This window comes from Streptomyces sp. V2I9 (genome assembly GCF_030817475.1).
Lineage (GTDB): Bacteria > Actinomycetota > Actinomycetes > Streptomycetales > Streptomycetaceae > Streptomyces.
Map to the genome: position 1 here is coordinate 1,539,690 of NZ_JAUSZJ010000002.1, position 23,326 is coordinate 1,563,015.

Annotated in this window: 16 protein-coding genes; 5 read left to right on the plus strand and 11 right to left on the minus strand. The window is 72.0% G+C overall.

What is annotated here, in order from left to right:
- Positions 1 to 14: 14 nt before the first annotated feature.
- Entirely contained in the window at positions 15 to 509 is a 495-nt protein-coding gene (locus QFZ71_RS06905; RefSeq protein WP_307667373.1) for a MarR family winged helix-turn-helix transcriptional regulator, read from the minus strand.
- Positions 510 to 549: 40 nt separating this feature from the next.
- On the opposite strand from QFZ71_RS06905, the gene QFZ71_RS06910 reads away from it, so the two are divergent.
- Positions 550 to 1,092, plus strand: a complete 543-nt coding sequence (locus QFZ71_RS06910; protein ID WP_307667374.1) for a carboxymuconolactone decarboxylase family protein — start codon at positions 550 to 552, stop codon at positions 1,090 to 1,092.
- 163 nt (positions 1,093 to 1,255) lie between these two features.
- Here the strand turns inward: QFZ71_RS06910 and QFZ71_RS06915 are convergent, their stop codons facing one another.
- Positions 1,256 to 2,008 carry a class I SAM-dependent methyltransferase gene (locus QFZ71_RS06915; protein ID WP_307667375.1) on the minus strand — a complete coding sequence of 251 codons (753 nt, stop codon included), beginning with the start codon at positions 2,006 to 2,008 and terminating at the stop codon, positions 1,256 to 1,258.
- Between the two features lie 119 nt (positions 2,009 to 2,127).
- Here QFZ71_RS06915 and QFZ71_RS06920 point away from each other — a divergent pair, with 119 nt between their 5' ends.
- The 3 genes from QFZ71_RS06920 to QFZ71_RS06930 all read left to right on the plus strand — a co-directional run bounded on the left by QFZ71_RS06920 (position 2,128) and on the right by QFZ71_RS06930 (position 4,918).
- Positions 2,128 to 3,033: a metal-dependent hydrolase gene (locus QFZ71_RS06920; RefSeq protein WP_307667376.1), complete on the plus strand. Its 906-nt coding sequence runs from the start codon at positions 2,128 to 2,130 to the stop codon at positions 3,031 to 3,033.
- A 3-nt stretch (positions 3,034 to 3,036) separates the two neighbouring features.
- The gene (locus QFZ71_RS06925; protein ID WP_307667377.1) at positions 3,037 to 4,119 is read left to right on the plus strand and encodes a PDR/VanB family oxidoreductase; all 1,083 of its coding nucleotides are present in this window, start codon (positions 3,037 to 3,039) and stop codon (positions 4,117 to 4,119) included.
- Between the two features lie 73 nt (positions 4,120 to 4,192).
- A complete protein-coding gene (locus QFZ71_RS06930) occupies positions 4,193 to 4,918 on the plus strand; it encodes a TetR/AcrR family transcriptional regulator (RefSeq protein ID WP_307667378.1) in 726 nt (241 codons plus the stop codon).
- Between the two features lie 15 nt (positions 4,919 to 4,933).
- Here the strand turns inward: QFZ71_RS06930 and QFZ71_RS06935 are convergent, their stop codons facing one another.
- The 9 genes from QFZ71_RS06935 to QFZ71_RS06975 form a co-directional block, all read right to left on the minus strand.
- Entirely contained in the window at positions 4,934 to 5,638 is a 705-nt protein-coding gene (locus QFZ71_RS06935; RefSeq protein ID WP_307667379.1) for a DUF2470 domain-containing protein, read from the minus strand.
- A gap of 216 nt (positions 5,639 to 5,854) precedes the next feature.
- Positions 5,855 to 8,059, minus strand: a complete 2,205-nt coding sequence (locus QFZ71_RS06940) for a regulator (RefSeq protein WP_307667380.1) — start codon at positions 8,057 to 8,059, stop codon at positions 5,855 to 5,857.
- Positions 8,060 to 8,234: 175 nt separating this feature from the next.
- Positions 8,235 to 13,553 (minus strand): pullulanase-type alpha-1,6-glucosidase, encoded by a 5,319-nt coding sequence (gene pulA, locus QFZ71_RS06945; protein WP_307667381.1) that lies wholly within the window; start codon positions 13,551 to 13,553, stop codon positions 8,235 to 8,237.
- 139 nt (positions 13,554 to 13,692) lie between these two features.
- Positions 13,693 to 15,414, minus strand: coding sequence for a carbohydrate-binding module family 20 domain-containing protein (locus QFZ71_RS06950; RefSeq protein ID WP_307667382.1), 1,722 nt, complete (start codon positions 15,412 to 15,414; stop codon positions 13,693 to 13,695).
- Between the two features lie 452 nt (positions 15,415 to 15,866).
- On the minus strand, positions 15,867 to 16,928 hold the full coding sequence (locus tag QFZ71_RS06955; protein WP_307667383.1) for a LacI family DNA-binding transcriptional regulator: 1,062 nt from the start codon (positions 16,926 to 16,928) through the stop codon (positions 15,867 to 15,869).
- The gene (locus tag QFZ71_RS06960) at positions 16,913 to 18,589 is read right to left on the minus strand and encodes a glycoside hydrolase family 13 protein (protein WP_307667384.1); all 1,677 of its coding nucleotides are present in this window, start codon (positions 18,587 to 18,589) and stop codon (positions 16,913 to 16,915) included. The genes QFZ71_RS06955 and QFZ71_RS06960 overlap by 16 nt, the downstream gene beginning before the upstream one ends.
- Before the next feature lie 109 nt (positions 18,590 to 18,698).
- The gene (locus QFZ71_RS06965; RefSeq protein WP_307667385.1) at positions 18,699 to 19,577 is read right to left on the minus strand and encodes a sugar ABC transporter permease; all 879 of its coding nucleotides are present in this window, start codon (positions 19,575 to 19,577) and stop codon (positions 18,699 to 18,701) included.
- Positions 19,574 to 20,593 carry a carbohydrate ABC transporter permease gene (locus QFZ71_RS06970; protein ID WP_307667386.1) on the minus strand — a complete coding sequence of 340 codons (1,020 nt, stop codon included), beginning with the start codon at positions 20,591 to 20,593 and terminating at the stop codon, positions 19,574 to 19,576. The genes QFZ71_RS06965 and QFZ71_RS06970 overlap by 4 nt, the downstream gene beginning before the upstream one ends.
- Positions 20,594 to 20,612: 19 nt before the next feature.
- On the minus strand, positions 20,613 to 21,884 hold the full coding sequence (locus tag QFZ71_RS06975; RefSeq protein ID WP_307667387.1) for an extracellular solute-binding protein: 1,272 nt from the start codon (positions 21,882 to 21,884) through the stop codon (positions 20,613 to 20,615).
- Between the two features lie 345 nt (positions 21,885 to 22,229).
- Between QFZ71_RS06975 and QFZ71_RS06980 the strand changes: the two genes are divergently transcribed.
- Positions 22,230 to 23,273 (plus strand): LacI family DNA-binding transcriptional regulator, encoded by a 1,044-nt coding sequence (locus QFZ71_RS06980; protein ID WP_307667388.1) that lies wholly within the window; start codon positions 22,230 to 22,232, stop codon positions 23,271 to 23,273.
- Positions 23,274 to 23,326: the final 53 nt, after the last annotated feature.

Consider the following 23,326-nt stretch of genomic DNA (forward strand, 5'->3'; position numbering starts at 1 on the left):
CGAGCCGCCTTCGTTCAACCCGTGAACCAGCCCGCCGCGTCCAGCCGGAAGGCACCGCCCGGAGCCATCGCGCGCAGGTCCTCCTCCAGGGCGGCCAGCCGGTCCTCGCCGAGCGCCCGCGCCCACTCCGCCCGCAGCCGGTCGAAGCCCTCGGCGGAGCGGGTCAGCAGGTCGAGGCCGTGCGGGGTGAGGCGGATCAGGGTGCGCCGGCCGTCGGCGGGGTCCGGGGCGCGCTCGACGTAGCCGAGCGCCTCCAGCTTCTCGACCGTCTTCCCGGCGGCCTGCTTGGAGACCCCGAGCCGCCGCCCGATCTCGCTGATGGCCGCGCCGTCGCGGCCCACCGCCTGGAGCGCGAAGCCGTACGCGGGGCGGGTTCCGGGGTGTCCGTGCTCGGCGAGGTCCCGGTGCAGGGCGTCGATGATCGAGCGGAAGCCCGCGAAGAGGAGCACGGGCAGCTCGAAACCGTTGCGGAGTTCGACAACCTGATTTACCTTATTTTCGTCAACCATGTTGTCGACTCTAGCTGCCCCTGAACAAGGAGGCCCCGCCATGCCCTTTCCCGACCTCACCCCCGAGACCGCCCCGCCCGGCTCGCGACGCGCCATGGAGGCGGTGACGGAGCGGCTGGGCTACCGGCCCGCCGCCATCGCCCGGCTCGCCGCCTCGCCCCACACCCTGGACGGCTTCCTGAAGATCAGCGCGATCTTCGAGTCCTGCACCCTGGACCCGCTCTCCCGCGAGGTCCTGATCATGACCGTGGCCACGCGCAACGACTGCCACGTCTGCGTCGCGATGCACACCGCGAAGCTGACCTCCCTCGGTGCCGGTCCGGCGCTGATCGCCGCCCTGCGCGACCCCGAGGGTCCCGCACTGCCCGACGAACGGCTGGAGACCGTACGGCGGTTCACGCTGGAGGTGATCGCCTCGGCGGGAGCGGTGGACGACACGGCCCTGCGGGAGTTCCTGGCGTACGGCTACACCGAGCAGAACGCCCTCGAAGTGGTGCTGGGCATCGGGGCGTACACCCTCTCGACGCTGGCCAACCGGCTCACGGGCGCCCCGGTGGACGCGCAACTGGCCACGTTCGCCTGAGAGTCGCGGCCCGGCGGTCCCCACCGCGCCCCGAGCCGGCCGCACGGCCTCGCGGCCGCCTCCGGACCGCCGGCGACCGGTCGCGGCGCGGGCCGATCCGGCAGCCGTCGTCACCGTCACCGGACAGCCACCGGACCGTTCCGCACCACACCCGGAAGCGGGCTCAGCGGTGGGCCACGGCAAGGCTCACGACATACGCCTCCTCGACCTCGCCGCCCGGGAACAGGGCCTCCAGCACTGCCCGTTCGCGGTCGAGGAACGACCGGACCGCCACCGGATCGCCCGTCAGGAAGTCGGAGTAGGCCGCCAGGTTGGCGATGTGCCGCTCGATCGGTACGCGGCGGCTCCACGCCACCCGCCGGGTACGGGAGTCGAGCCCGTCGGGCAGCGCGGCCCGGAAGCGGGCCTCATGCGACGGAACGGCGGGGGCCTCCACCCCGAAGAACGCCCGCATCCGGTCCTCCTGGCCGACGAGCCACTCCACGGCCGGGTCGCCGTCGTTCCACCACAGGGCGAGCGCCCCGCCCTCCCGCAGCACCCGGCGGGCCTCCGGGACCGAGCGGGCGGGGTCGGCCCAGTGCCACGACTGGGCATACGTGATCAGGTCCATGGAGCCGGTCCGCAGCGGCAGGCTGTTCCCGTCGCCCCGGACCAGAGAGACGTCCGGCAGGCTCCGGCGGAACTGTCCGGCCATCCCGTCGCCCGGCTCCACCGCGGTGACCTCGGCCCCGCGCCCGTACAGCCGCGCGGTGCCGAGTCCGGTCCCCGCACCGACATCCGCGACCCGAGCGCCCGCGAGCGGCAGCCCGGCCAGTTCCTCGACGGCGTCGAAGAGGGCCGGCGGACAGGAGGGGCGGTGCGCGTCGCAGGCTGCGGCGACGGCGTCGAAGGAGCGGGCCCGCACAGGATTGGCCATACGGGCCATCATGGTGCCCGGCCATTCTGAGCGCGCCCGGATTTCCGCGACGGAACGGGGGGGGCGGAAGTCGGTGCACGCCCCTGGTCCCCCCGCATACCCGTCAGTACATTGACACCATGTCTAACACGCAGCCAGCGGCGGTCGCGTCGGAGCGGACGCCTCTCAAGGCCCGCAAGGTGTCCTTCGCCTGGGAGAAGACCCCTCTGCACTGGGTGCCCGGCGACCCGTTCACCACGCACACCATCAACGTGCTCCACCTCCTGCTCCCGGCCGGGGAGCGCTGGTTCATCCATGTGTACCGGCAGATACTCCCGTACATCCACGACGACCGGCTCCGCGAGGACGTCATCGGGTTCATCGGGCAGGAGGCGGTGCACTCCCAGGCGCACGACGACGTCCTGCCGCATCTGCGGGAGTTGGGCCTCGACCCGACCCCGTACACCGCGCAGGTCGACTGGTTCTTCGAGAAGCTGCTCGGCGACCGGACCCTGCCACCGGGGCGGGCGTCGCGGTGGTGGCTGATGGAGCGGGTGGCGCTGATCGCCGCGATCGAGCACTACACCGCGTTCCTCGGTGACTGGATACTCAACGCCGAGGCACTGGACCGCCGTGGCGCGGACCCGACCATGCTGGACCTGCTGCGCTGGCACGGGGCGGAGGAGGTCGAGCACCGGTCGGTGGCCTTCGACGTCTTCATGCACGTGGACGGGGGCTACCGGCGGCGGGTGCGCACCTGGGCGACGGCGTTCTCGGCGCTGGTGTTCCTGTGGCAGCGCGGCGTCCGCTTCTTCATGGAGAACGACCCGACGCCGCTGGAGGGCAAGGCGTCGTTCAAGGCGTTCCACGCGAGCGGGAAGCAGGGCACGCTGCCCGGCACGGGGGCGATCCTGCGGTCCGTCCCCACCTATCTGAGCCGGTCCTACCACCCCTCGCAGGAGGGCAGTACGGCCCAGGCCGTGGAGTACCTGACCCGCTCCCCCGCCGCCCTCGCCGCCGAGGCCGAGACCGCGAAGGGGGCCTGACCCATGGCTCTGCCCCGTCTCCGTACCGTCGTGCTGGTCTCGGGCGCGGCACTGCTGACCCGGCGGGCGCTGAAGCGCCGGATCGCCCGGTCCCCGCTGTGGCCGCTGCCCGCCCTGCCCGAGCCCGTGTCGGGCCACTCGAAGCGGCGCGCGACGGCGGTCCGCCGGCTGCTCATCACCGGGCGGACCGTGATCGCCGACGGCGTCGTCCAACTCCGGCTGGAGGGACCCGATCTGCCTTCCTGGACGCCCGGTGCCCATCTGGACCTGGTGCTGCCGTCCGGTCTGGTGCGCCAGTACTCGCTGTGCGGCGATCCGGAGGACTCCGGGGCCTACACGGTGGCGACGCGGCTGGTCGCGGACGGCCGGGGCGGTTCGCGGGAGGTGCACGAGCAGCTCCAGGAGGGCCTGGAGGTCGAGGTGCGCGGGCCGCGCAACCGCTTCCCGCTGGCCGAGGCCCCGGCGTACCTCTTCGTCGTCGGCGGCATCGGCATCACCCCGGTCCTGCCGATGCTGCGGGCGCTGGCCGCGTCGGGGGCCGACTGGCGGCTGCTGTACGGGGGGCGGTCGCGGGCGTCGATGCCGTTCCTGGAGGAGATCGAGAAGCTCGGCGCGGACGGGGACCGGGTCACGGTCGTGGCCCGCGACGAGGCCGGGCACCCGGACATCGCGGGGGCGCTCGCCGGCCTCGCCCCGGGCACCGCCGTGTACTGCTGCGGGCCCGAGCCCCTGATGGACGCGGTCGCCACCGCGCTCCCCGAGGGCTGCGCGCTGCACCTGGAGCGGTTCTCGGCCGCGACGGGGGGCGCGGCGGGGGCCGGTTCCGGGCCGTTCGAGGTGGAGTTGCGGCGCAGCGGGCGTACGGTGCCGGTGGCCGCCGGACAGTCGGTGCTGGACGCGGTCCGCACGGCCGTGCCCCATGTGTCGTACTCCTGCGAGCAGGGGTTCTGCGGGACCTGCCAGCAGCGGGTGCTGGAGGGCGAGATCGACCACCGGGACGACCTGCTGACCGAGGGCGAGCGGGGCGACTCGATGCTGATCTGCGTCTCGCGCTGCCGGGGGGAGCGCCTGGTGCTGGACCTGTAGGGCGTGGCCGGCCGGCGCGGCGCCCTCGCGGGCCGGTGAGGCATGCGCGGGCGCCCCGGATAGGCTGTCGGGTATGACGACCGGGGTGCGGCGCAGGATGGGCGTCGACGAGCGCAGGCAACAACTGATCGGCGTGGCGCTGGACTTGTTCAGCCGCCGTTCGCCCGACGAGGTGTCGATCGACGAGATCGCCGCCGCCGCGGGGATCTCCCGTCCGCTGGTCTACCACTACTTCCCCGGCAAGCAGAGCCTGTACGAGGCGGCGCTGCGGAGGGCCGCCGACGAGCTGGCGGCCCGCTTCCTGGAGCCGCCCGAAGGTCCCCTGGGAGCACGGCTGTTGCGGGTGATGGGGCGTTTCTTCGACTTCGTCGACGAGCACGGCCCCGGCTTCTCGGCGCTGATGCGCGGGGGGCCGGCGGTCGGCTCCTCGACGGCGAACGCGATGATCGACGGGGTGCGGCAGGCCGCGTACGAGCAGATCATCGCGCATCTCGGGGTGAGCGAACCGCCCGCCCGGCTGGTCGTGGTGGTCCGTTCCTGGGTCTCCCTCGCCGAGTCGACGGCGCTGCTCTGGCTGGACGGGCGGCGTGTCCCGCGCGCCGAGCTGGAGTTGCAGCTGGTGCACGATTTCGCGGCGCTCGCCGCGGTCAGCGCGGCGTACGACCAGGAGATGGCGGGCATCGTGCTGCGGGTGCTGTCCCAGGAGCCGGCGGACGGGCCGTTCGGGGAGCTGCTGTCGCGGCTCTCGGCGCTCGCCCCGGCGGTACCCGCCGTACCGGTGCAGCGGCTGCCGCGCTGACCTCGACGCCCCCGGTCAGGCGGGCAGGCCGTTGCGGTGGGAGACGCGGCGGGCGGCGGCCAGCAGGGCGTGGATCTGCGGCCCCGCCTGGTCGATCTCGGTGACCGGGCGGGGGAACGGCAGCCGGACGTCCTCGTGGGTGTGCGGGTATTCGAGCCGCAGGGTGACCCCGTAGCGGTCCATCGCCAGCGGCAGCGCCCGCGTCATGCCGCGCTCGGGACGGGGGCGGACGAGGCGCAGGAGCAGGGGGACCAGTTCGGCGTGGTCGTCGACCAGGTGGGTGAGCATGCCCGCCTCGCACGCGGCGATGGGGTCGGCGTCCGTCTCCTCCAGCTCCTCCAGGGTGACGAAGGTGCGCCCTTCCGCGTCCTCCAGGACGGCCTGCCCGAACTCCATGCAGGTGCTCCGCTCGGCGCCGGTGCCGTACGGGGCGGCGAGCAGCCCGGTGACCGTGACGCGGGCGCGCAGCCGGTCGCGTACGGAGGTGGGGGCGATGTCCGTGAACTCCAGGCGGGCCGGGACGCGTTCGGCGCTCGGCGCGTGGCCGGCGCCGTCCGGGGCGTGCAGGTGGATGTGGCCCATCGCGGTCTCGCCGTCCAGGCGGCGCACTTCGGTGTGCAGCCCGTCGCTGACCACCGTCATGGAGTGGGCGACGGCCAGGATCGACCGGACGCGTTCGGCGCGGGTCGGCTGCGTGGCGCGGGGGCGGGTGGGACGCATCCGGGGCCTCCAGGGGGATCGATGACACCTGAGCGACTACTTAGGTATGCCTAACCTTACCCATCCGGGCCGGACGCGGGTAGTCCGGGGCGCGTGCGGACGAATCCGGGGCGAGCGCATGACCGGGTGCGCGGGCGCACCACCGGGGGTGCGGGCGGCCGGAGGAGCGTGAGGTGTACGCGGGCGTGCGCGCCGGCCCACGGCGCGGAGGCGGGCTCAGACCTGGAGGTCGGTGGCCAGCGCCGCCGCGAGGCCGACCTCCGCGTTGTCCGTCCGGCCGCGGTCGAACGCCCGCTGGTACGCCTCGTCCCCCACGGCCGCCCGCGCCTGGAGCTCGCAGGTCTCGCGGATCGGCCCCAGCTCGGGCGTACCGCGCTGGGGGTGGCCGACCATGCGCCAGTACGCGTGGCCGGTGCCGTAGACCCGGGCGGCCTGCGCGCCCGCGCCCTGGGCGGCGATGGCGGCGGCCAGGAGGTCCAGGCCCAGTGCGATGCCGAAGCTGTCACGGAGCCGGTGCTTGCCCGCGAGCATCGACCGGGCGTGCGCGGCGGAGGCGGCCGGGCGGCCCTGGAGCAGGGCGATGAGGGCGAGCTGGTAGTCGACGTAGGAGCGGGTCCAGTACTCGCCGGCCCGTTCACAGGCCCGGCGCAGCGCGGTGGCCGCCGCCTCGGACTCGGTGAGCCGGCCGAGCGCGGTGAGCGCGAAGACCGTGATGAGGCGGCAGCGCAGCCGGTGGGCGGAGTCCGCGGGCACGCTGCCGGTCATCCGCAGGACGCGCTCGGCCGCCTCCCGGGCGGCGGCCGGCTCCCCCGTCATCAGCAGGGTGAGGCCGCAGAGGTACGTCGCGCCGAGCATGCCCTCGTCGTTCCGGTCGTACAGGGCGGTGGCCTTGCAGAGAGCCGCGTACTTCTCGGCGGTCCCGAAGTCGCCCTGGAGCAGGGCCGCGACGCCGAGGACCCACTGCAGCCTGGTCCGGTGGGGGCCCTCGACCGGGCCCGCGTCCAGGGCGCGCTGCGCGTAGTTCCGGGCCTCGGAGAGATGGCCGCAGCAGGCCCAGAAGAAGCCGACCCGTCCCGCCATCTCCTGGGCTCCGGCGACGTCGTGGGCGAGCAGGTGCTCCAGGGCCGCGCAGAGGTCGAGGTGGGCGTCGGACACCTTGTGGTACCAGGACACCTGGTCGGGCCCGGTCCACCCGTCGTGGGCGCGGCGGGCGAGGCCCAGGAAGCCGGCGGCATGCCGGTCGGCGGCGGCACGGGCCTCCCCCAGCTCGGTGAGCCACATCCGGCCGTACTCGCGCAGGGTGTCGAGCATCCGGTAGCGGTCGCCGTCACGCTGGACGACGGACTGGGCGACGAGACCCTGGAGCGCCCGGTCCACCTCGGCCTCCGTGAGCGGGCCCCCGGCGCAGACCTCGCGGGCGACGGCCGCGTCGAAGTCGGTGCGCAGCGGGGTGAGGCGGGCCCACAGGAGGCGTTCCAGCGGGGTGCACAGCTCGTGCGACCAGCCGATGGCGGTACGCAGGGTGCGGTGGCGGCGGGGCCAGGCCGTCGCGTCGGCGGGAAGGTCGAGCCGGGAGGTGTCGGACGCGGAAGCCCCGAGGGCGGCGGGGGTCCCGGAGGCCGCAGGAGCCCCGGAGGCCGCGGGAGCCCCGGCGGAAGGGCCGGAGGCGGCGGGCGTCCTCGGGAAGCCGCCGCACGCCGCCGGCCCGCCGCCGTGCTGCGCGGGGACGTCGAAACGGCTGCCGACGCGGGCCGCGAGCTGGGCCACGCTGTACCGGCCGATGCTCGCGACGGCCAGTTCGATGGCGAGCGGGATGCCTTCGAGGCGGCGGCAGATCTCGGTGGCGGCCGCCTCGTCACCGGGGGTGTCGAGACCGGCGCGGGGGTCGGCGGAGCGCAGCCGGTCGGCGAAGAGCTGGAGGGCGTCGGGCGCGCCGTCGACCGGGAGCGGCGGCACCGCGATGACGTGCTCGCCGCGCGTGCCGAGCGGCTGACGGCTGGTGACCAGGGCGGTCAGTCCCGGTGAGGTGGTCAGGACCTCCGCCAGCAGATGGGAGCAGGGGACGCGGAGGTGTTCGGCGGAGTCGAGGACCAGCAGGAGGTGCTTGTCCTCCAGCCACTCGCAGAGCGTCTCGACGGGCATCCGCAGGCTGTGGTCGGCCAGTCCGACCGCGTCCGAGACGGTGGGGAGCAGCAGCCCGTGGTCGGGGAGCGCCGAGAGGTCGGCCCACCAGGCGCCGTCCTCGTAGCGGCCGGCGGCGGCGCGCGCGGCCCGGAGCGCGAGCCGGGTCTTGCCGACGCCTCCGGTGCCGACCAGGGTGGTCATCCGGTGAACGGTCAACGCGGCGTGCAGCCGGACCAGTTCGGCCCGCCTCCCGACGAAGCTGCTGGTCTCCTCGGGGAGGTGTCCCACCGTGGTCATCGTCACCGTCCGCGCGCTGGAGCAGGAAGCGTCGGCCGGCCGCCCCGGACGGACCGCCACGCGCACCGGGCCGGTCCCGCTTCCCCGTGCGGGGAGGAGGGACCGGCCCGGTGGACCGGGACGGCAGTCGCGGCTCCGTCGCCGACGTCTGCCGTCACCGTAATGCGGCGAGAGGTCAGCGCAGGGTGAAGACGGCCGCCGTGCGTCCCGGAACGGTGAAAGTGGCCGATTTCCCGTCGTACCTGGCTCGTTTGACCGTGGAGTCCGCGCCTTCGGCCTGGACCGGGTGCAGCGCGTACGTCCTGCCGTTCGGCGCGGCGAGCCGCTGTTCGGCGGTGGTGGGAGCCGCGTTGATGACGACGACCAGCTTGCCGAGGCGCATGGTGATCACGCCGGGGGTCTCGTCCGTGCCGGAGAGCGGGAAGGAGAGCGCGGACCGGACCTGGTCCGCGGTGCGCAGGGAGAACTCCTTCTCGGTGGAGCGGATGGTGAGCAGGTCGCGGTAGGCGGCGGACGCCCCGTCGATCTGGGCGCACCGCGGGGCGATCGTGCCGGTCGCGGCCAGCAGCGGCTTGGCGTACGGCCACTTGTCGCGGTTGTCGGCGGCGGGCGGGAGGCCCCGGCCGAAGCCGTTGCCGTCGCGGCAGTCCCAGTGCAGGGCGTTGAACCAGTCGCCGCTGTCGTAGGAGTTGCGGTCCAGGGACTTGGAGCGCAGCAGGTCGGTGCCCGCCTGGGAGAGCGAGGGCCCCTGGGAGAGGACGGAGGCGGCCATGGCCACCACCTGGGCCCTGGCCCGCTCGGCGGCCGGGGTGGTGGCCGGGAGCTTGAAGGCGAGGGCGTCGAAGAGGGTCTCGTTGTCGTGGGCGTCGGAGTAGGCGAGGGCGTCGCCGGGCGCGGCCGCGTAGCCGGCGGGGGCCCCGTTGTAGTCGACGTCGGAGCCCTTGACCGTGCGCCCGGAGGTGTCGGTGAAGGTGTAGTCAGCGAGGTTGCCGGTGAGGCCGACCTTGATCAGGTCCTGGTAGTGGAGCAGCCGGGCCTTCTGCTCGGCGCGGGTGCCGTTGGCGGGTGAGGCGTTGGGGTCGGTGTAGAGGCCGGAGGCGAAGCCCTGGACGCCGGGGTCCTCGTCGAAGGGGCCGCCGCCGCGCACGGCGTCGCGGGCCCGGTCGGAGAAGGTGGCGATGCCGGTGCCGGCCATGTTCTTCTGGGTGGCCTGGACGAAGCGGGCGTCGTCCGCGATCTCGCCGAAGTTCCAGCCCTCCCCGTACAGGATGATCTTCTTTCCGTCGACGCCGTCCTTCGCGGGCGTGAGGGAGTCGAGCGCCTCGCGGACGGCGAGGATGTTGTCCTTGGGGTGGTGGCCCATCAGGTCGAAGCGGAAGCCGTCGACCTTGTACTCCTTCGCCCAGGTGACGACGGAGTCCACGACGAGCTTGCCCATCATGGTGTTCTCGGGCGCGGTGTTGGCGCAGCAGGTGGAGGTGGCGACGGTGCCGTCCTCCAGGAGCCGCTGGTAGTAGCCGGGCACGATCCTGTCGAGGACCGACTTGTCGTCCTGCCCGGAGGCGACGGTGTGGTTGTAGACGACGTCCATGACGGTGCGCAGTCCGGCCCGGTTGAGGCCCTGGACCATCTGCCGGAACTCGACCGTGCGGGCGGTGCCGTCCGGGTCGGAGGCGTAGGAGCCCTCGGGGACGGTGTAGTGCAGCGGGTCGTAGCCCCAGTTGAAGCCGTCCTCGGCGGCGGCCCTGCTCACGCACTCCTGCTGCTTCTCGGAGTCGGGGGCGTGGGCGGCGAGGTCGCAGCCGGGCTTCGCCTGGTCCTTCTTCTTCTCCGGGACGGTCCCGATGTCGAAGACGGGCAGCAGGTGGACGTAGCTGGTGCCGGAGTCGGCGAGCTTCTGGAGGTGCCGCATGCCCTTCGAGCGGGTGTCGGTGAAGGCCCGGTACTCACCGGGGTGCTTGGCCGTGCGGTCCGTGATGGAGAAGTCCCGGACGTGCAGCTCCTGGATCTGGGCGTCCCGCAGCGGGGTGGCGGCGGGCTTCCTCAGACCGGACCAGCCGCGCGGCGCGAGCTTCGGGTCGGCGAGGTCGACGACGAGGCTGCGGGCGGAGTCGGCGGTCAGGGCGGTGGAGTAGGGGTCGGTGACCTTGTTGGTGACGACCTTCTGGACGGTGGGGGCCCAGACGGTCACCGCGTACCGGTAGGGCTTGCCCTGCCAGTTCCTCTTCCCGGTGACCGACCAGACGCCGGTGCGGTCGTCGCGCTTCATCGGGACGGTGCGGCCGTCGAGTTCGAGGGCGACGGTCCGGGCGGTGGGGGCCCACACGGAGAGCGTGGGCGTCGACTTCTCGAAGACCGGCCCGAGCCGGGCGGAGGCCGCCTTCTTCCCGTACAGGTCGTCCAGGATTCCGGCCGTCTGGACGCCGGTGGCGGCGAGCAGGGCGCCGTTGGCGGCGCGCTGGGTGGCGACGAGCTGGCCGCGCAGGGATTCCCGGACGCGGTCGCGGTCACGGGCGTCCACGGTGAACGCCGGGTAGTCCTTCAGGTGCGGGTGCTTCGCCTTCTGGGCGTCGCTCAGCGCGGCCGGCGTGAGCCGCAGCCACTGGCCCTCGTGGGAGAGCGCCCCGTCGACGACGGAGATGTCGCCCTCCTGGGCGTACACGAGCTGCTGGCTGGTGGCGTCGGTGGTCTTCACCTTCCAGACCACGGTGTTCGCGTCGATCCACTGCGCCTCGGCCTTGGACAGGTCGGGGGCGGCGCCGCCACCGGCCTGCGGGAGGAGGTAGCCGGGCTTGCCGCCGAGCATCCAGACCTCATGGCCGTAGGTGGCGAGGTCGAGGGACTGGTCGCTGGGCAGGTCCTTCTCGTCGCCCTTGTGCAGGATGTAGCTGAGCGTGGTGGCCCCGTCCACGAGCGGCACCTCGAAGGTGACCCCGTAGGCGTCCTTCTTCACGGGCATCAGCGGTTCGGCCCAGTCGGTGGGCTCCTTCGCCCCGGCCCAGGTGTGCAGCCCCCAGCCGTCGTAGTTCCCGTCCGGGCGGTGGTAGTGGAGGACCGCCTTGGCGGTGTCCTGCGGCGGGGCCTCGGGGGCCTCGGTCCTCTGGCCGTCCTTGCCCTGCTCGATCCAGACCTGTCCGGTCACGCCGAGGTCGATGGTCCGCTGCGGCCCGTCCGCCGTGCCGTTCTTCTCGACGGTGTACGCGACGGAGTCGGTGCCCTTCTCCAGGTCGACCCAGGCGAACGCGCCGTAGGCGTCCCGTCCGATGAACTCGGCCGTCCTCCCACCGGACTTCAGCTGCCAGCCGTCGTAGTCGCCGTCCGCGCGCCGGTAGTGGACCACGGCCCGGTCGCGCTCGACGGCGACGGGCCTCGGCTTCGGCGGGGCCTGCCCGGCGGTGGTGGAGGCGAGGGCGCCGGAGGTGCGGCCCGTCCGGTCGACGGCGACGGCCTTGTAGCGCAGCGGGGTGCCCGCCTTCACCGTCCCGTCGAGGTACTGGGTGACCTTGTACGGGGCGTGGTCGGCCGAACCGAGCGTCTTCCACTTCCCGTTGCCGACCTGCGCGGCGAAGACGACCCTGTTGAGCTGCCCGCCGTCCACGTCGGCGCCGATCTCGACGGTGCCGGTCGCGCCGGCGGCCGGGGCCTTCAGCGAGACCACCGGCTCGGCGGCGGGGGCGCCGACGGCCCGGTCCGCCTTCAGCACGACGCTGGAGAGGGCGGGCACGGTGACGGTGGCCTTCTTGTCCTTGCCGCTGCGCACCACCTCCGAACCGCCGTACACGGTACGGAAGTCCATGCCGGCCGACTCGGTGGCGAGCTGGACCGTCCGCGGGGTCGTGCCGTTGTTGGAGGCGACGAGGTATTCGTACGGACGCCGGGTGTCGATACGCGAGGCGGCGTACACCGGGCCTTCCGCGAACCGCTCGATCTGGGTGCCGTCGCGCAGTGCCGGGTGTTCCCCGGTGAGCTTCGCCAGCGCGGCGATGGAGCGGTAGAGCGGGTGCGCGGTGTCGTACGCGTCGGAGGCGTGGGTGCGGTCGGTGCCGAGCTGGTCGTCGTCGAGGTAGTCGGCGGTCTTCGAGGCGAAGAGGGTCTGGCGGGAGTCCTTGTCGCCGCCCGCCCCGGTGAAGCCCTGCTCGTCGCCGTAGTAGACGACCGGGTTGCCGCGGCCGAGGAACATCAGCTCGTTGGCGAGCCGGGCCCGCTTCAGCAGCTCCGCGTCGCCGGCGTCCGGGTTGTCCTGCTTCAGGAAGGTCCCGATGCGGCCCATGTCGTGGTTGCCGAGGAAGGTGACCTGCTCGTAGGCGTTGGCCTTGTCGGTGGTGTAGCGGTAGTCGTTCCCGTACACCGAGGCGAGCTTGTCGGCGGACGCGCCCCGGGAGGCGAGCTGCCGGGCGGCGTCCTGGAAGGGGAAGTCCAGCGTGGAGTCCAGCCGGCCGCGGGTGACGTAGGGGGCGGTGATCTCGGTGTCGGCGGAGTAGACCTCGCCGAACAGGAAGAAGTCGTCCCGGCCGCGCTTCGCGGCGTAGTCGTCGAGCGCAGTGGCCCACTGGGTCCAGAAGTCCAGGTCGACGTGTTTGACGGTGTCGATGCGGAAGCCGTCGATGTCGAAGTCGCGGACCCACTTCTCGTAGATCCTCGCCATGCCCCGCACGACCTCGGGACGCTCGGTCCACAGATCGTCGAGCCCGGAGAAGTCACCGTATTCGTTGGACTCCCCGGCCCACGTCGAGTCGCCCCGGTTGTGGTACATGGTCGGGTCGTCGAGCCAGGACGGCACCTTCGCGGCGGTGCCGGGGGCCTGGACGGGGGTGTACGGGAAGGAGTCCCGGTCCACCTTCTTCACGCCTTCGCGGTCGTCGAAGGGACGGCCGTCCCGGTCGAGGTAGGGGAAAGCGCCCTTCGGCTTGTAGCCGTAGGCCTTCTCGGCGTGGTCGACGGTGTCGGCGGTGTGGTTGGTGATGACGTCGAAGAAGACCTTCATGCCCTTGGCGTGGGCCTTGTCGATCAGCTTCTCCAGGTCGGCGTTGGTGCCGAAGTGCGGATCGACCTGGGTGAAGTCGGTGATCCAGTAGCCGTGGTAGCCGGCCGATGCGTCCTTGCCGGTGCCCTGGACGGGCCGGTTCTTGAAGATCGGGGCCATCCAGATGGCGGTGGTGCCGAGGCCCTTGATGTAGTCGAGCTTCTGGGTCAGGCCCTTGAGGTCGCCGCCCTGGTAGAACCCCTTGTCACCGGGGTCGTAGCCGTGGTCGAGGCGTGAACCGGTCAGCCCGCCGCGGTCGTTGGAGGCGTCGCCGTTGGCGAAGCGGTCGGGCAGCACGAAGTAGAACTGCTCGCGCGTGAGGTCGTGCCGGGCCGCCTCACGGGCGAGCTTCGCGTCCGACGGCGGGGCCGGCGGCCGGGGCGAGGCGGCGGCGGTGGCCGCAGGGACGACGGGCAGCAGCGCCGCGCACAGGACGGCCACCGCCCCTCGTCTCAGGGTGGTTCGGGTCACGGAGGGTGCTCCTCGGGGCGTGATCGGTCGGTCGGGAGTGGGGCGGCCGGTGGGTCGGGAGAGAGAGCCGCGTGGCGGGTGGGGCGGTGCGGAGGCGGGCCGGTGGCAGCGCCACCGGCCCGCTGGGAGGGGGTACGGGTCAGCCGCGCCAGACGTCGGCGGTCAGCGCGACCTTGCCGGAGGCGGGGACGGTGGCGGTGCGGTTGGCGCCGCTCTCCCAGGTGACGTTTCCGGCCGCGTCCTTGCGGACGTACTTGTAGGCGAACGTGGTCCCGGCGGGCAGGGCCACGTCCAGCTTCCAGACGGGGTACGCCGCCGGGTCGAGCTTGGGCGCGTTCGCCGGGTTCCAGTTGCCGAGGGCGGCCCGGTCGCCCGTGACGTGGATGTTCTGGCCGAGCTGCGTGGTGGCGGTGACGCCGAAGGAGGCGCCGGAGGTCCCGGTGCCGGGGCCGGTTCCGCCGCCTCCGGAGCACGTGCGGGCGTTCACGTGCAGGGCGACGGCGGTGCCGGCCGGGACGGTGGCGGTGAACTGGCCCGAGCCGTTCACGGTGACGCCCTTGCCGGACTGGACGTCGCAGTAGTCACCGGCGGGCAGCGAGGTCTGGAAGGTGCGGGTGAGCGCGGAGCCCTCGTGGTTGATGGCGACGTACGCCTTGGTCCCCCGGCCGAAGGCGATCCGGTCGCCGCCGTTGTCCCACCAGTCGGTGACTCCCTGGCCGCGTGCGGTGTTGCGGAGACCGACCATGGAGGAGATCTCGCGCCAGGCGTGCTGGCACTTCCAGCCGTCGCTGTAACAGGCGTTCACCTGGCCGCCGTTCGGCGGTCCGGCGTCGTGGGCACTGAACTCGTAGCCGGAGTGGACGTCCGGGGAGCCGTAGGGCCAGGCGAGCATGAAGACGTTGGCGAGGGTGTAGGCGGAGCCGTTCTTGTAGGTGAGGGTGTCGCCGCCGCGCTCGGTGTCGTGGTTGTCGACGAAGACACCGGACTTCCCGGACTCCATGAAGCCCCAGCCCTCGCCGAAGTTCTTCAGGTGGGCGAGGTTCTCGTCGAGGAAGACCTGCTTGAGGCTCCGCCCGTAACGGAACTCCTGCACGTCCCCGGTGCCGAGGTACTCGGAGGGCGAGACCGCCTCGCCCGCGCCGTGGATCGCCTCCTGCTTCCAGTAGACGTTCGGGTTGCTCAGCCGGGACTTGATGTTCGCCAGGTCGGCGGCGGGCATGTGCTTGGCGGCGTCGATGCGGAAGCCGTCCACGCCCAGCGAGAGCAGGTCGTTCAGGTATCCGGCGATCCTGCCGCGCACGTACTCCTCGCCGGTGTCCAGGTCGGCGAGGCCGACCAGTTCGCAGTTCTGGACGTTGGCGCGGTCGCTGTAGTTGCCGATCGGGGAGCGGCAGTCGTCCATGTCGGCACCGGAGTAGAGGCCCGGGTAGCCGTACTTGGTGTACGCGGAGCCGCCGGTGCCGGTGCCGTCGCCGGCCGCCATATGGTTGACGACGGCGTCCGCGACGACCTTCACGCCCGCCGAGTGACACGTGTTGACCATGGCGGAGAAGGCGGCCCGGTCACCGAGGCGGCCGGCGATCCTGTAGCTGACGGGCTGGTAGGAGGTCCACCACTGGCCGCCCTGGATGTGCTCCTGGGGCGGCGAGACCTGGACGTAGCCGTAGCCCGCCGGGCCGAGGGTGTCCGTGCACGCCTTGGCTATGGAGGCGAACTTCCACTCGAACATCACGGCGGTGACGTCCTTGTCGCCCGGAGCGGCGGCCCGCGCGGGGGACGCGGCGCCGAATCCGGTGGGGATGACGAGGACGGCGGCGCCGGCCACGAGGGCGAGCGCGGCAGACAGGGGCCTGCGTGCCATGTCTTTCCTCCTGCGGGTGGGGGAAACGCGGGTGACGGTGCAGCCTCAGTCGGCAACGCGCCATGCCCTCAAGGCTCCTGAAGGTTCTTGCTGCAAGAATGCAAACCTTGCCGCGGAGCAGACCGTACGAGCCCGCCCGTCACCGGTCAACCCTTTGGACATCTCCCGCTCACATCCACGAAACAGGGCGGTTTTCTCGCTGCAAGGTCTTTCGCAAGATATTGCGGGCCTGTTACGTTGCAGACGACTCCGGTCCGGTCGGCCGGGGGGCCTGGTCCCGTTGTGCGGGCCCCGGACTCCACGCGCCCGGCCGACCGGGCCGGTCACGACAAGAGAGGCACCCGGAGTCGCTTCAACTCCCCGCCGGCCCTTTCCCGGGCCGACTCCTGGTGCCTCTCCTGTACGTGTCCCGAGCCCGGCCGGACCCGCGTCCCGGCCGGTCCCGGCCCTGGTCAGTCCCCCGCGCGGACCGCCGCCGTCGAGCCCCGTACCACCAGCTCCGGCTGGAAGACGTACTCCGTGCGCTGCACCGGGCTCCCGCCGATCTCCTCCAGCAGGGCGCCCACCGCTGCCGCCGCCATCGCCTGCACGGGCTGGCGCACCGTGGTCAGCGGCGGATCGGTGAACGCGATGAGCTGCGAGTCGTCGAAGCCGACCACCGAGACGTCGCGGGGCACGTCGAGCCCCCTCCCCCGGGCGGCGCGGACCACGCCGAGGGCCATCAGGTCGCTGCCGCAGACGATGCCCGTGCACCCCGCGTCCAGCAGGGCGCCCGCCGCCACCTGGCCGCCCTCGACGCTGAACAGCGTGGAGCAGACGAGCGGTTCGGCCTCGGATCGGTCCATGCCGAGCACCGAGACGGCCGCCTCCACGAACCCGTCGCGCTTGCGGCGGGAGGGGACGTAGCGCTGCGGGCCGATGGCCAGGCCGATCCGGCGGTGGCCGAGGTCGGCGAGGTGCTGGAGCGCCATCCGTACGGCGGCGTTGTCGTCGGGTGAGACGAACGGGGCGCTGATGCGCTCGTTGTAGCCGTTGATCAGGACGAACGGCACGCCGCGCTCGGTGAGCGCGGCATACCGTGCCGGGTCGGCGGAGGTGTCCGCGTGCAGCCCGGACAGGAAGACGATGCCGCCGACGCCGCGCTCCACGAGCTGCTCGACGAGTTCGTCCTCGGTGGCCCCGCCGGGCAGCTGGGTGCAGAGCACGGGGGTGTACCCGTGCCCGGCCAGCACCTGTTCGACGGACTGCGCGAACGCCGGGAAGATCGGGTTGGTGAGTTCGGGCGTCACCAGTCCGATCAGCCCGGCGCTGCGCTGCCGCAGCCGTACGGGGCGTTCGTAGCCCAGGATGTCGAGCGCCGCGAGCACCCGCTGACGCGTGGAGTCCGCGACGCCCTGCTTCCCGTTCAGGACCCGGCTGACCGTCGCCTCGCTGACCGCCGCCTGTCCGGCGATGTCGGCGAGGCGGGGGGCCGCCCCGGCCCTGGGCGCGGGCAGTGTCACACCGTCCACCACACCGTGGTGTCGGCCGGCAGCTCGGCCTCGGCACCGTCCACGGTGACCGGGGAGCTGGCGAGCAGCACCCGGCTGCGGGCGGCGACGCGGACCGGGGCGCCGGTGGTGTTGACGGTGCAGACGAAGCCGGGGCGGGCGAAGACGAGGACGCCTTCGGGGGCGTCCAGCCACTCGACGTCCGTGCCCGCGCCGAGGCCCGGATGGTCGCGGCGGGCGGCGATGGCGGCCCGGTACAGCTCCAGGGTGGACCCCTCCACGCCGGTCTGCGCCTCGACGGACAGCTCGCCCCAGCCGGCGGGCTGCGGGAGCCAGCTGCCGCCGTCGCCGAAGCCGTACGAGGTGCCCTCGCGGGTCCACGGAATCGGGACGCGGCAGCCGTCGCGGAAGCCGTCCTGGCCCTCGGCGCGGAAGAACGAGGGGTCCTGGCGGGCCTCGTCGGGCAGGTCGGTGACGTCGGGCAGGCCGAGCTCCTCGCCCTGGTAGACGTAGGCGGAGCCGGGCAGGGCGAGCATCAGCAGGGAGGCGGCGCGGGCGCGGCGCAGGCCCAGCTCGCGGTCGCCGGGGGTGCGGATCTGGGTGCCGAGGCCCGGCGGGTTGGCGAACCGGGTGGCGTGCCGGGTGACGTCGTGGTTGGAGAGCACCCAGGTGGTGGGGGCGCCGACCGGGCGCATGGCGTCGAGCGAGGAGTCGATGACCTTGCGCAGCTCGGCGGCGTCCCAGGCGGTGGAGAGGTACTGGAAGTTGAACGCCTGGTGCATCTCGTCGGGGCGCACGTAGTTGGCGGTCCGCTCGACGGTCGGGGTCCACGCCTCGGCGACGGCGATCCTCTCGCCCGGGTACTCGTCGAGGATGGTGCGCCAGCTGCGGTAGATCTCGTGCACGCCGTCCTGGTCGAAGAAGGGCATGACGTCGTTGCCGAGCAGCTTGAGCTGGTCGTGGGAGCCGAGGTCGGGCAGGCCCTCGGCCTTGACGAGGCCGTGGGCGACGTCCACCCGGAAGCCGTCGACACCCATGTCGAGCCAGAAGCGCAGGATGGAGCGGAACTCGTCGGCGACGGCCGGGTGCTCCCAGTTGAAGTCGGGCTGCTCGGGGGCGAAGAGGTGGAGGTACCAGTCGCCGGGGGTGCCGTCCGGGTTGACCGTACGGGTCCAGGCGGGGCCGCCGAAGATGGACTCCCAGTCGTTGGGCGGGAGTTCGCCGTCCGCGCCCTTGCCGGGGCGGAAGTGGTAGCGCTCGCGCAGGGCGGAGCCGGGGCCTTCGGCCAGGGCGCGCTTGAACCACTCGTGCTGGTCGGAGGAGTGGTTGGGGACCAGGTCGACGATGATGCGCAGCCCCAGGCCGTGAGCCTCGCGGATCAGCGCGTCGGCGTCCAGCAGATTGCCGAACATCGGGTCGATGGCCCGGTAGTCGGAGACGTCGTAGCCCGCGTCGGCCTGCGGGGAGGCGTAGAAGGGGCTGAGCCAGACCGCGTCGACGCCCAGGTCCTTCAGGTGGGGCAGGCGGGCGGTGACGCCGGCGAGGTCGCCCATGCCGTCGCCGTTGCCGTCGGCGAAGCTCCGCGGATAGACCTGGTAGATCACCGCGTCCTGCCACCAGCCGGTGCGGTGGCCCGTGGCGTCGTCGGACGTGCCGGTGGAGGGGGCAGCGAGGTGCTGGGTCATGTCGTCCCTGGGGTGTCTGGGTGGAGAGCGGCGCCGGTGACCGGGTCGGGGTTTCCGGCGCCGCCGTGCCGAGTGCGGTGGTGCGTGCGGGTGCTGGCGGCCAGGGCCCTCAGCCCTTGACGGCTCCGGCGGACATGCCGGTGACCAGGTGCTTCTGGGCGAAGAGGAACACCAGGGCGGCCGGGATGGCGATGAGCACGGAGGCGGCGGTCATGGGGCCCCACTGGGCCCCGTACTGGTTGACGAACTTCTGGAGCCCGCCGGCCAGCGTGAGGTTCTCGTCGCCGACCAGGAAGGCGGAGGCGTAGGCCACTTCGCCCCAGGCGGTGATGAACGAGTAGAACGCGGTGACCGCGAGACCCGGCTTGGCCAGCGGCAGGATCAGCCGGAAGAAGGTGCCGAACGGGGTGAGGCCGTCGACCTCGCCCGATTCGTCGATCTCGCGCGGGATGGTGTCGAAGAAGCCCTTCATCATCCAGGCGCAGAACGGCACCGAGATGGTGAGGTAGGTGATGACGAGTCCGGCGGGTTGGTTGAGCAGCCCCAGGCTCGACATGATGTTGTAGATCGGCACGATGAGGACGGCCACCGGGAACATCTGGGTGATCAGCAGCGTCCACATCAGCCCGCGCTTGCCGGGGAAGCGGAAGCGGCTGACGGCGTATCCGGTGGTGGCGGCGACGAAGACGCCGATCACGGTGGAGAGCCCGGAGATGATCACCGAGTTGGCGAACCAGTTGAGGAACTCGGTGTCGCGGATGAGGTTCGTGTAGTTGACGAACGTGGTCTCGCGGAAGAAGTCCGTGGTGGTCGCGTACTTGGCGGGCTTGAGCGAGGTGAGCAGGACCCACAGCACCGGGAAGACCGCGATCACCGAGGCGGTGATCAGGGTGAGGTGGAGGCCGACGGAGGCGAGCGGGGAGCGCTCGCCGCGCAGCCGGACCTTGCGCACGGCGTGCCGGGCGGGGGTGTCGGTCGCGGTGGTCACCAGTTGTCTCCCTGGGAGCGCAGGACTCGCCGGTAGACGACGGCGAAGAGCATCAGGAGTACGAGGATCAGCACGCCCCACGTGGAGGACTGCGCGTAGTCGCGCGGGCTGATCTCGAAGGAGAACTTGTACGCCTGGGTCACCAGGATCTGGGTCGCCTCACCGGGCCCGCCGCGGGTCAGCAGGAAGATCACCGGGAACATGTTGAAGGTCCAGATGGTGGAGAGCAGGACCACCGTGGTGGAGACCGGGCGCAGGCCGGGCAGGGTGATGTGGCGGAAGCGCTGCCAGGCGGTCGCGCCGTCCATCTCCGCCGCCTCGTACTGCTCGGAGGGGATGGACTGGAGTCCGCCGAGGAGGGCCACCATCATGAACGGGACGCCGAGCCAGACGTTGACGGCGATGACCGCGAACTTGGCCCAGCCGGGATCGTTCAGCCACGGCACGGCGTCGATGCCGGCGCCGCCGAGGATCTTGTTGAGCAGGCCGCGCTCCTCGTTGTAGAGGAAGCGCCAGGCGAAGACGGAGACGAAGCCGGGGATGGCCCAGGGGAGGATGAGGGCCATGCGGTAGGCGGAGCGGCCGGCGATGCGGCGGTTGAGGATGTTCGCCAGGGCCATGCCGAGGGCGAACGTGATGCTCACGCAGGAGACCGTCCACACCAGTGTCCAGCCGAGCGTGCCGAGGAACTGCGAGCCGGTCAGGGCGTCGACGTAGTTGTCGGCCCCGACGAACTCGTAGGTGGCGGGGATCTCGTTGACCCCGATGGAGCGGGCGACGTTGCGCTCGTCGGCGTCGGTCATGGAGAGGTAGACGCCGCGGACCAGCGGGTAGCCGATGATCACGCCGATCACGACGACGACCGGGGCGACCATGGCCCAGGCGTACCAGTGGACCGACAGCGCCCGCCGCAGGCGGCCGGGGTTCGGTGGTGGGGTGCCAGTACCGCGGCTCCGGCCGCGGGCGGTGTTCCCGCCCGCGGCCTTCACCACCGACTGGCTGGTGTGGACAGCCATCAGTCGGCCAACCTTCCTGTTACTTCCAGTCCTTCAGGAGCTTGCGGTAGGAGTCGCCGGTGGCCTTGGCGGCCTTCTCCGGCGTGGTCTGGCCGGTGAGGACCTTGGTGTACTCGACGCGCAGCGGCTCGAAGAGGCTGCCGCCCTCGGGGATCCAGGGGCGCTCGACGGCGGTCTCGACGACCGGCTTGAAGAAGCCGACGATCTCGCTGTCGACCGCTTCCTTCTTGGCGTACGCGGAGGTGCGGGTGGGCAGCAGGTTCAGCTCGCCGGCGGCGGTGGCCTGGGAGTCCACGGACGTCATGTACTCGACGAAGGCGTAGGAGGCGTCGAGGTTCTTGGAGCCCGCGTAGACGGCGAGGTTGTGGCCGCCCTGCGGGGCGCCCTGGGCGGCGGAGCCGGCCGGGACCGGGGCGACGCCCAGGTTGTCCTTGTCCGTGAACTCCTTGCCGGTCAGGGTGTCGGCGACGGCCCAGGGGCCGTTGATCATCATCGCGACGTCGCCGTTCTTGAACGACTGCATCATGTTCTCCCAGCCGTCCGAGGCATCCGTCTTCGCGGTGCCGTCGTCGACCAGGTCCTTGACCGCCTTGAACGCCTTGACGCCCTCGGGCTTGTCGATGGTGACGGTCTTGGAGGCGGCGTCGACCATGTCGCCGCCCTCGCCGTACAGGAAGGAGAGGAAGTAGTACGGGTCGTCGCCGCGCAGGTAGAGGCCGGTCTTGCCGGTCTTGTCCTTGATCTTCTTGGCGACGGACTTGAGGTCGTCCAGGTCGGCGGGCGCGTCGACGCCGGCCTCCTTGAACATCTTCTTGTTGTAGAAGATGCCCATGGAGTCGATGACCTGCGGGACGGCGTAGGTCTTGCCGTCGTACTTCGTCGAGGCGACGGCCTGCTTGAGGAAGTCGTCCTCGTTCTTCAGGGCGGCGGTGCCGTCCAGCGGGGCCAGGTAGCCGAGGTTGGCGAAGTCCGGCGTCCAGGCGACCTCGGAGCGGATCACGTCGGGCGCGCCGTCACCGGCCTGGGCGGCGTTCTTGAACTTGTTCTGCGCCTCGCCGAAGGGCACGTTGACGTACTTGACGTCGACCTTCGGGTGCTGCTTCTCGAAGCCCTCGGCCAGCTTCTTGAAGACCTTGTCCTCGCTGCCGACGCTGGAGGTGTCCCACCAGGTCACCGTGCCGGAGAGCTCGCCCGAGCTCTTGCCGCCGCCGGACTCGTCGTCGCTGCCGCAGGCGGTCGCCGCGAGCGCCAGGGCCGCGACCAGGGCGGTGGCCGTTATGCCACGTCGCATCTGAACTCCTTCAACTGCCGTACCGCTCCGTCGCGGCGCCGGGTCGACGTGAACGTAACAAGGATGAAAGACGACCGAAAGACTTTGCGGAAGATTTCTGCAAGCGCTGGTGATCGTTACATTCGCGTGTCCTCAAGGTTGCCGTCAACCCCCTTGACGCTCCCCTCCCACCCCTGGCAGGCGCAGGCGGGAGCGGGTGTATCCGCAGTGCGACGATCCGACCGCAGGGCGCGATCCAGGGCCGCAAGTCCTTGCAAGACGTTGCCGGAAAGCCCGCCGCGGCCCCCCTCCGCAGCGCCCCGCACACGGTGGGCAAGAGGACACCGGCCCGGTACAGTCCCGTCCATGACCGCACGGCTTGCCGATATCGCAACTCAGGCGGGGGTCAGCGAAGCAACGGTCAGCCGGGTCCTGAACGGCAAACCCGGAGTCGCGGCGGCCACCCGCGAATCCGTCCTCGCGGCGCTCGACGTCCTCGGCTACGAACGTCCGGTGCGGCTGCGCAGGCGCAGTGCGGGGCTGGTCGGCCTGATCACCCCGGAGCTGGAGAACCCGATCTTCCCGGCGCTGGCGCAGGTCATCGGCCAGGCGCTGACCCGGCAGGGCTACACCCCGGTGCTGGCGACCCAGACCCCCGGCGGGTCCACCGAGGACGAACTCACCGAAATGCTGGTGGACCGGGGCGTCTCCGGCATCATCTTCGTCTCCGGGCTCCACGCGGACACCTCCGCCGACATGCAGCGCTACGAGCAACTGCGCGGCCAGGGCGTCCCCTTCGTCCTGGTGAACGGCTTCTCCGCCAAGGTGCAGGCCCCGTTCATCTCCCCGGACGACCGGGCGGCGATGCGGCTGGCGGTGACCCACCTGGTGTCGCTCGGCCACACCCGGATCGGTCTGGCGGTCGGCCCGAAGCGCTTCGTCCCCGTACGCCGCAAGATCGAGGGCTTCCACGCGACGATGCGGGAGCAGCTCGGTCTCGCCCCGGACGAGGTGGAGGAGTTGATCCAGCACTCCCTGTACACGCTGGAGGGCGGTCAGGCAGCAGCCTCGGCCCTGATGGAGCGCGGCTGCACGGCGGTGGTGTGCGCGAGCGACATGATGGCGCTCGGGGCGATCCGGGCGGCCCGCAGGCTCTCGAAGGACGTGCCGCGCGATCTCTCCGTCGTGGGCTACGACGACTCCCCGCTCATAGCGTTCACGGACCCGCCGCTGACGACGATCCGGCAGCCGGTGACGGCGATGGGCCAGGCCGCCGTCCGCACGCTCCTGGAGGAGATCGGCGGAACCCCGGCCCCGCACAGCGAGTTCGTCTTCATGCCGGAGCTGGTGGTCCGCGGCTCGACCGCCTCGGGACCCGCAGGCGGCTCAGGGCCGGCTCCTCGTCCTTGAGGCGCAGGACGTGCGACCGGAACCCGACCGGGGGATGATCGAAGGCAGGGGAA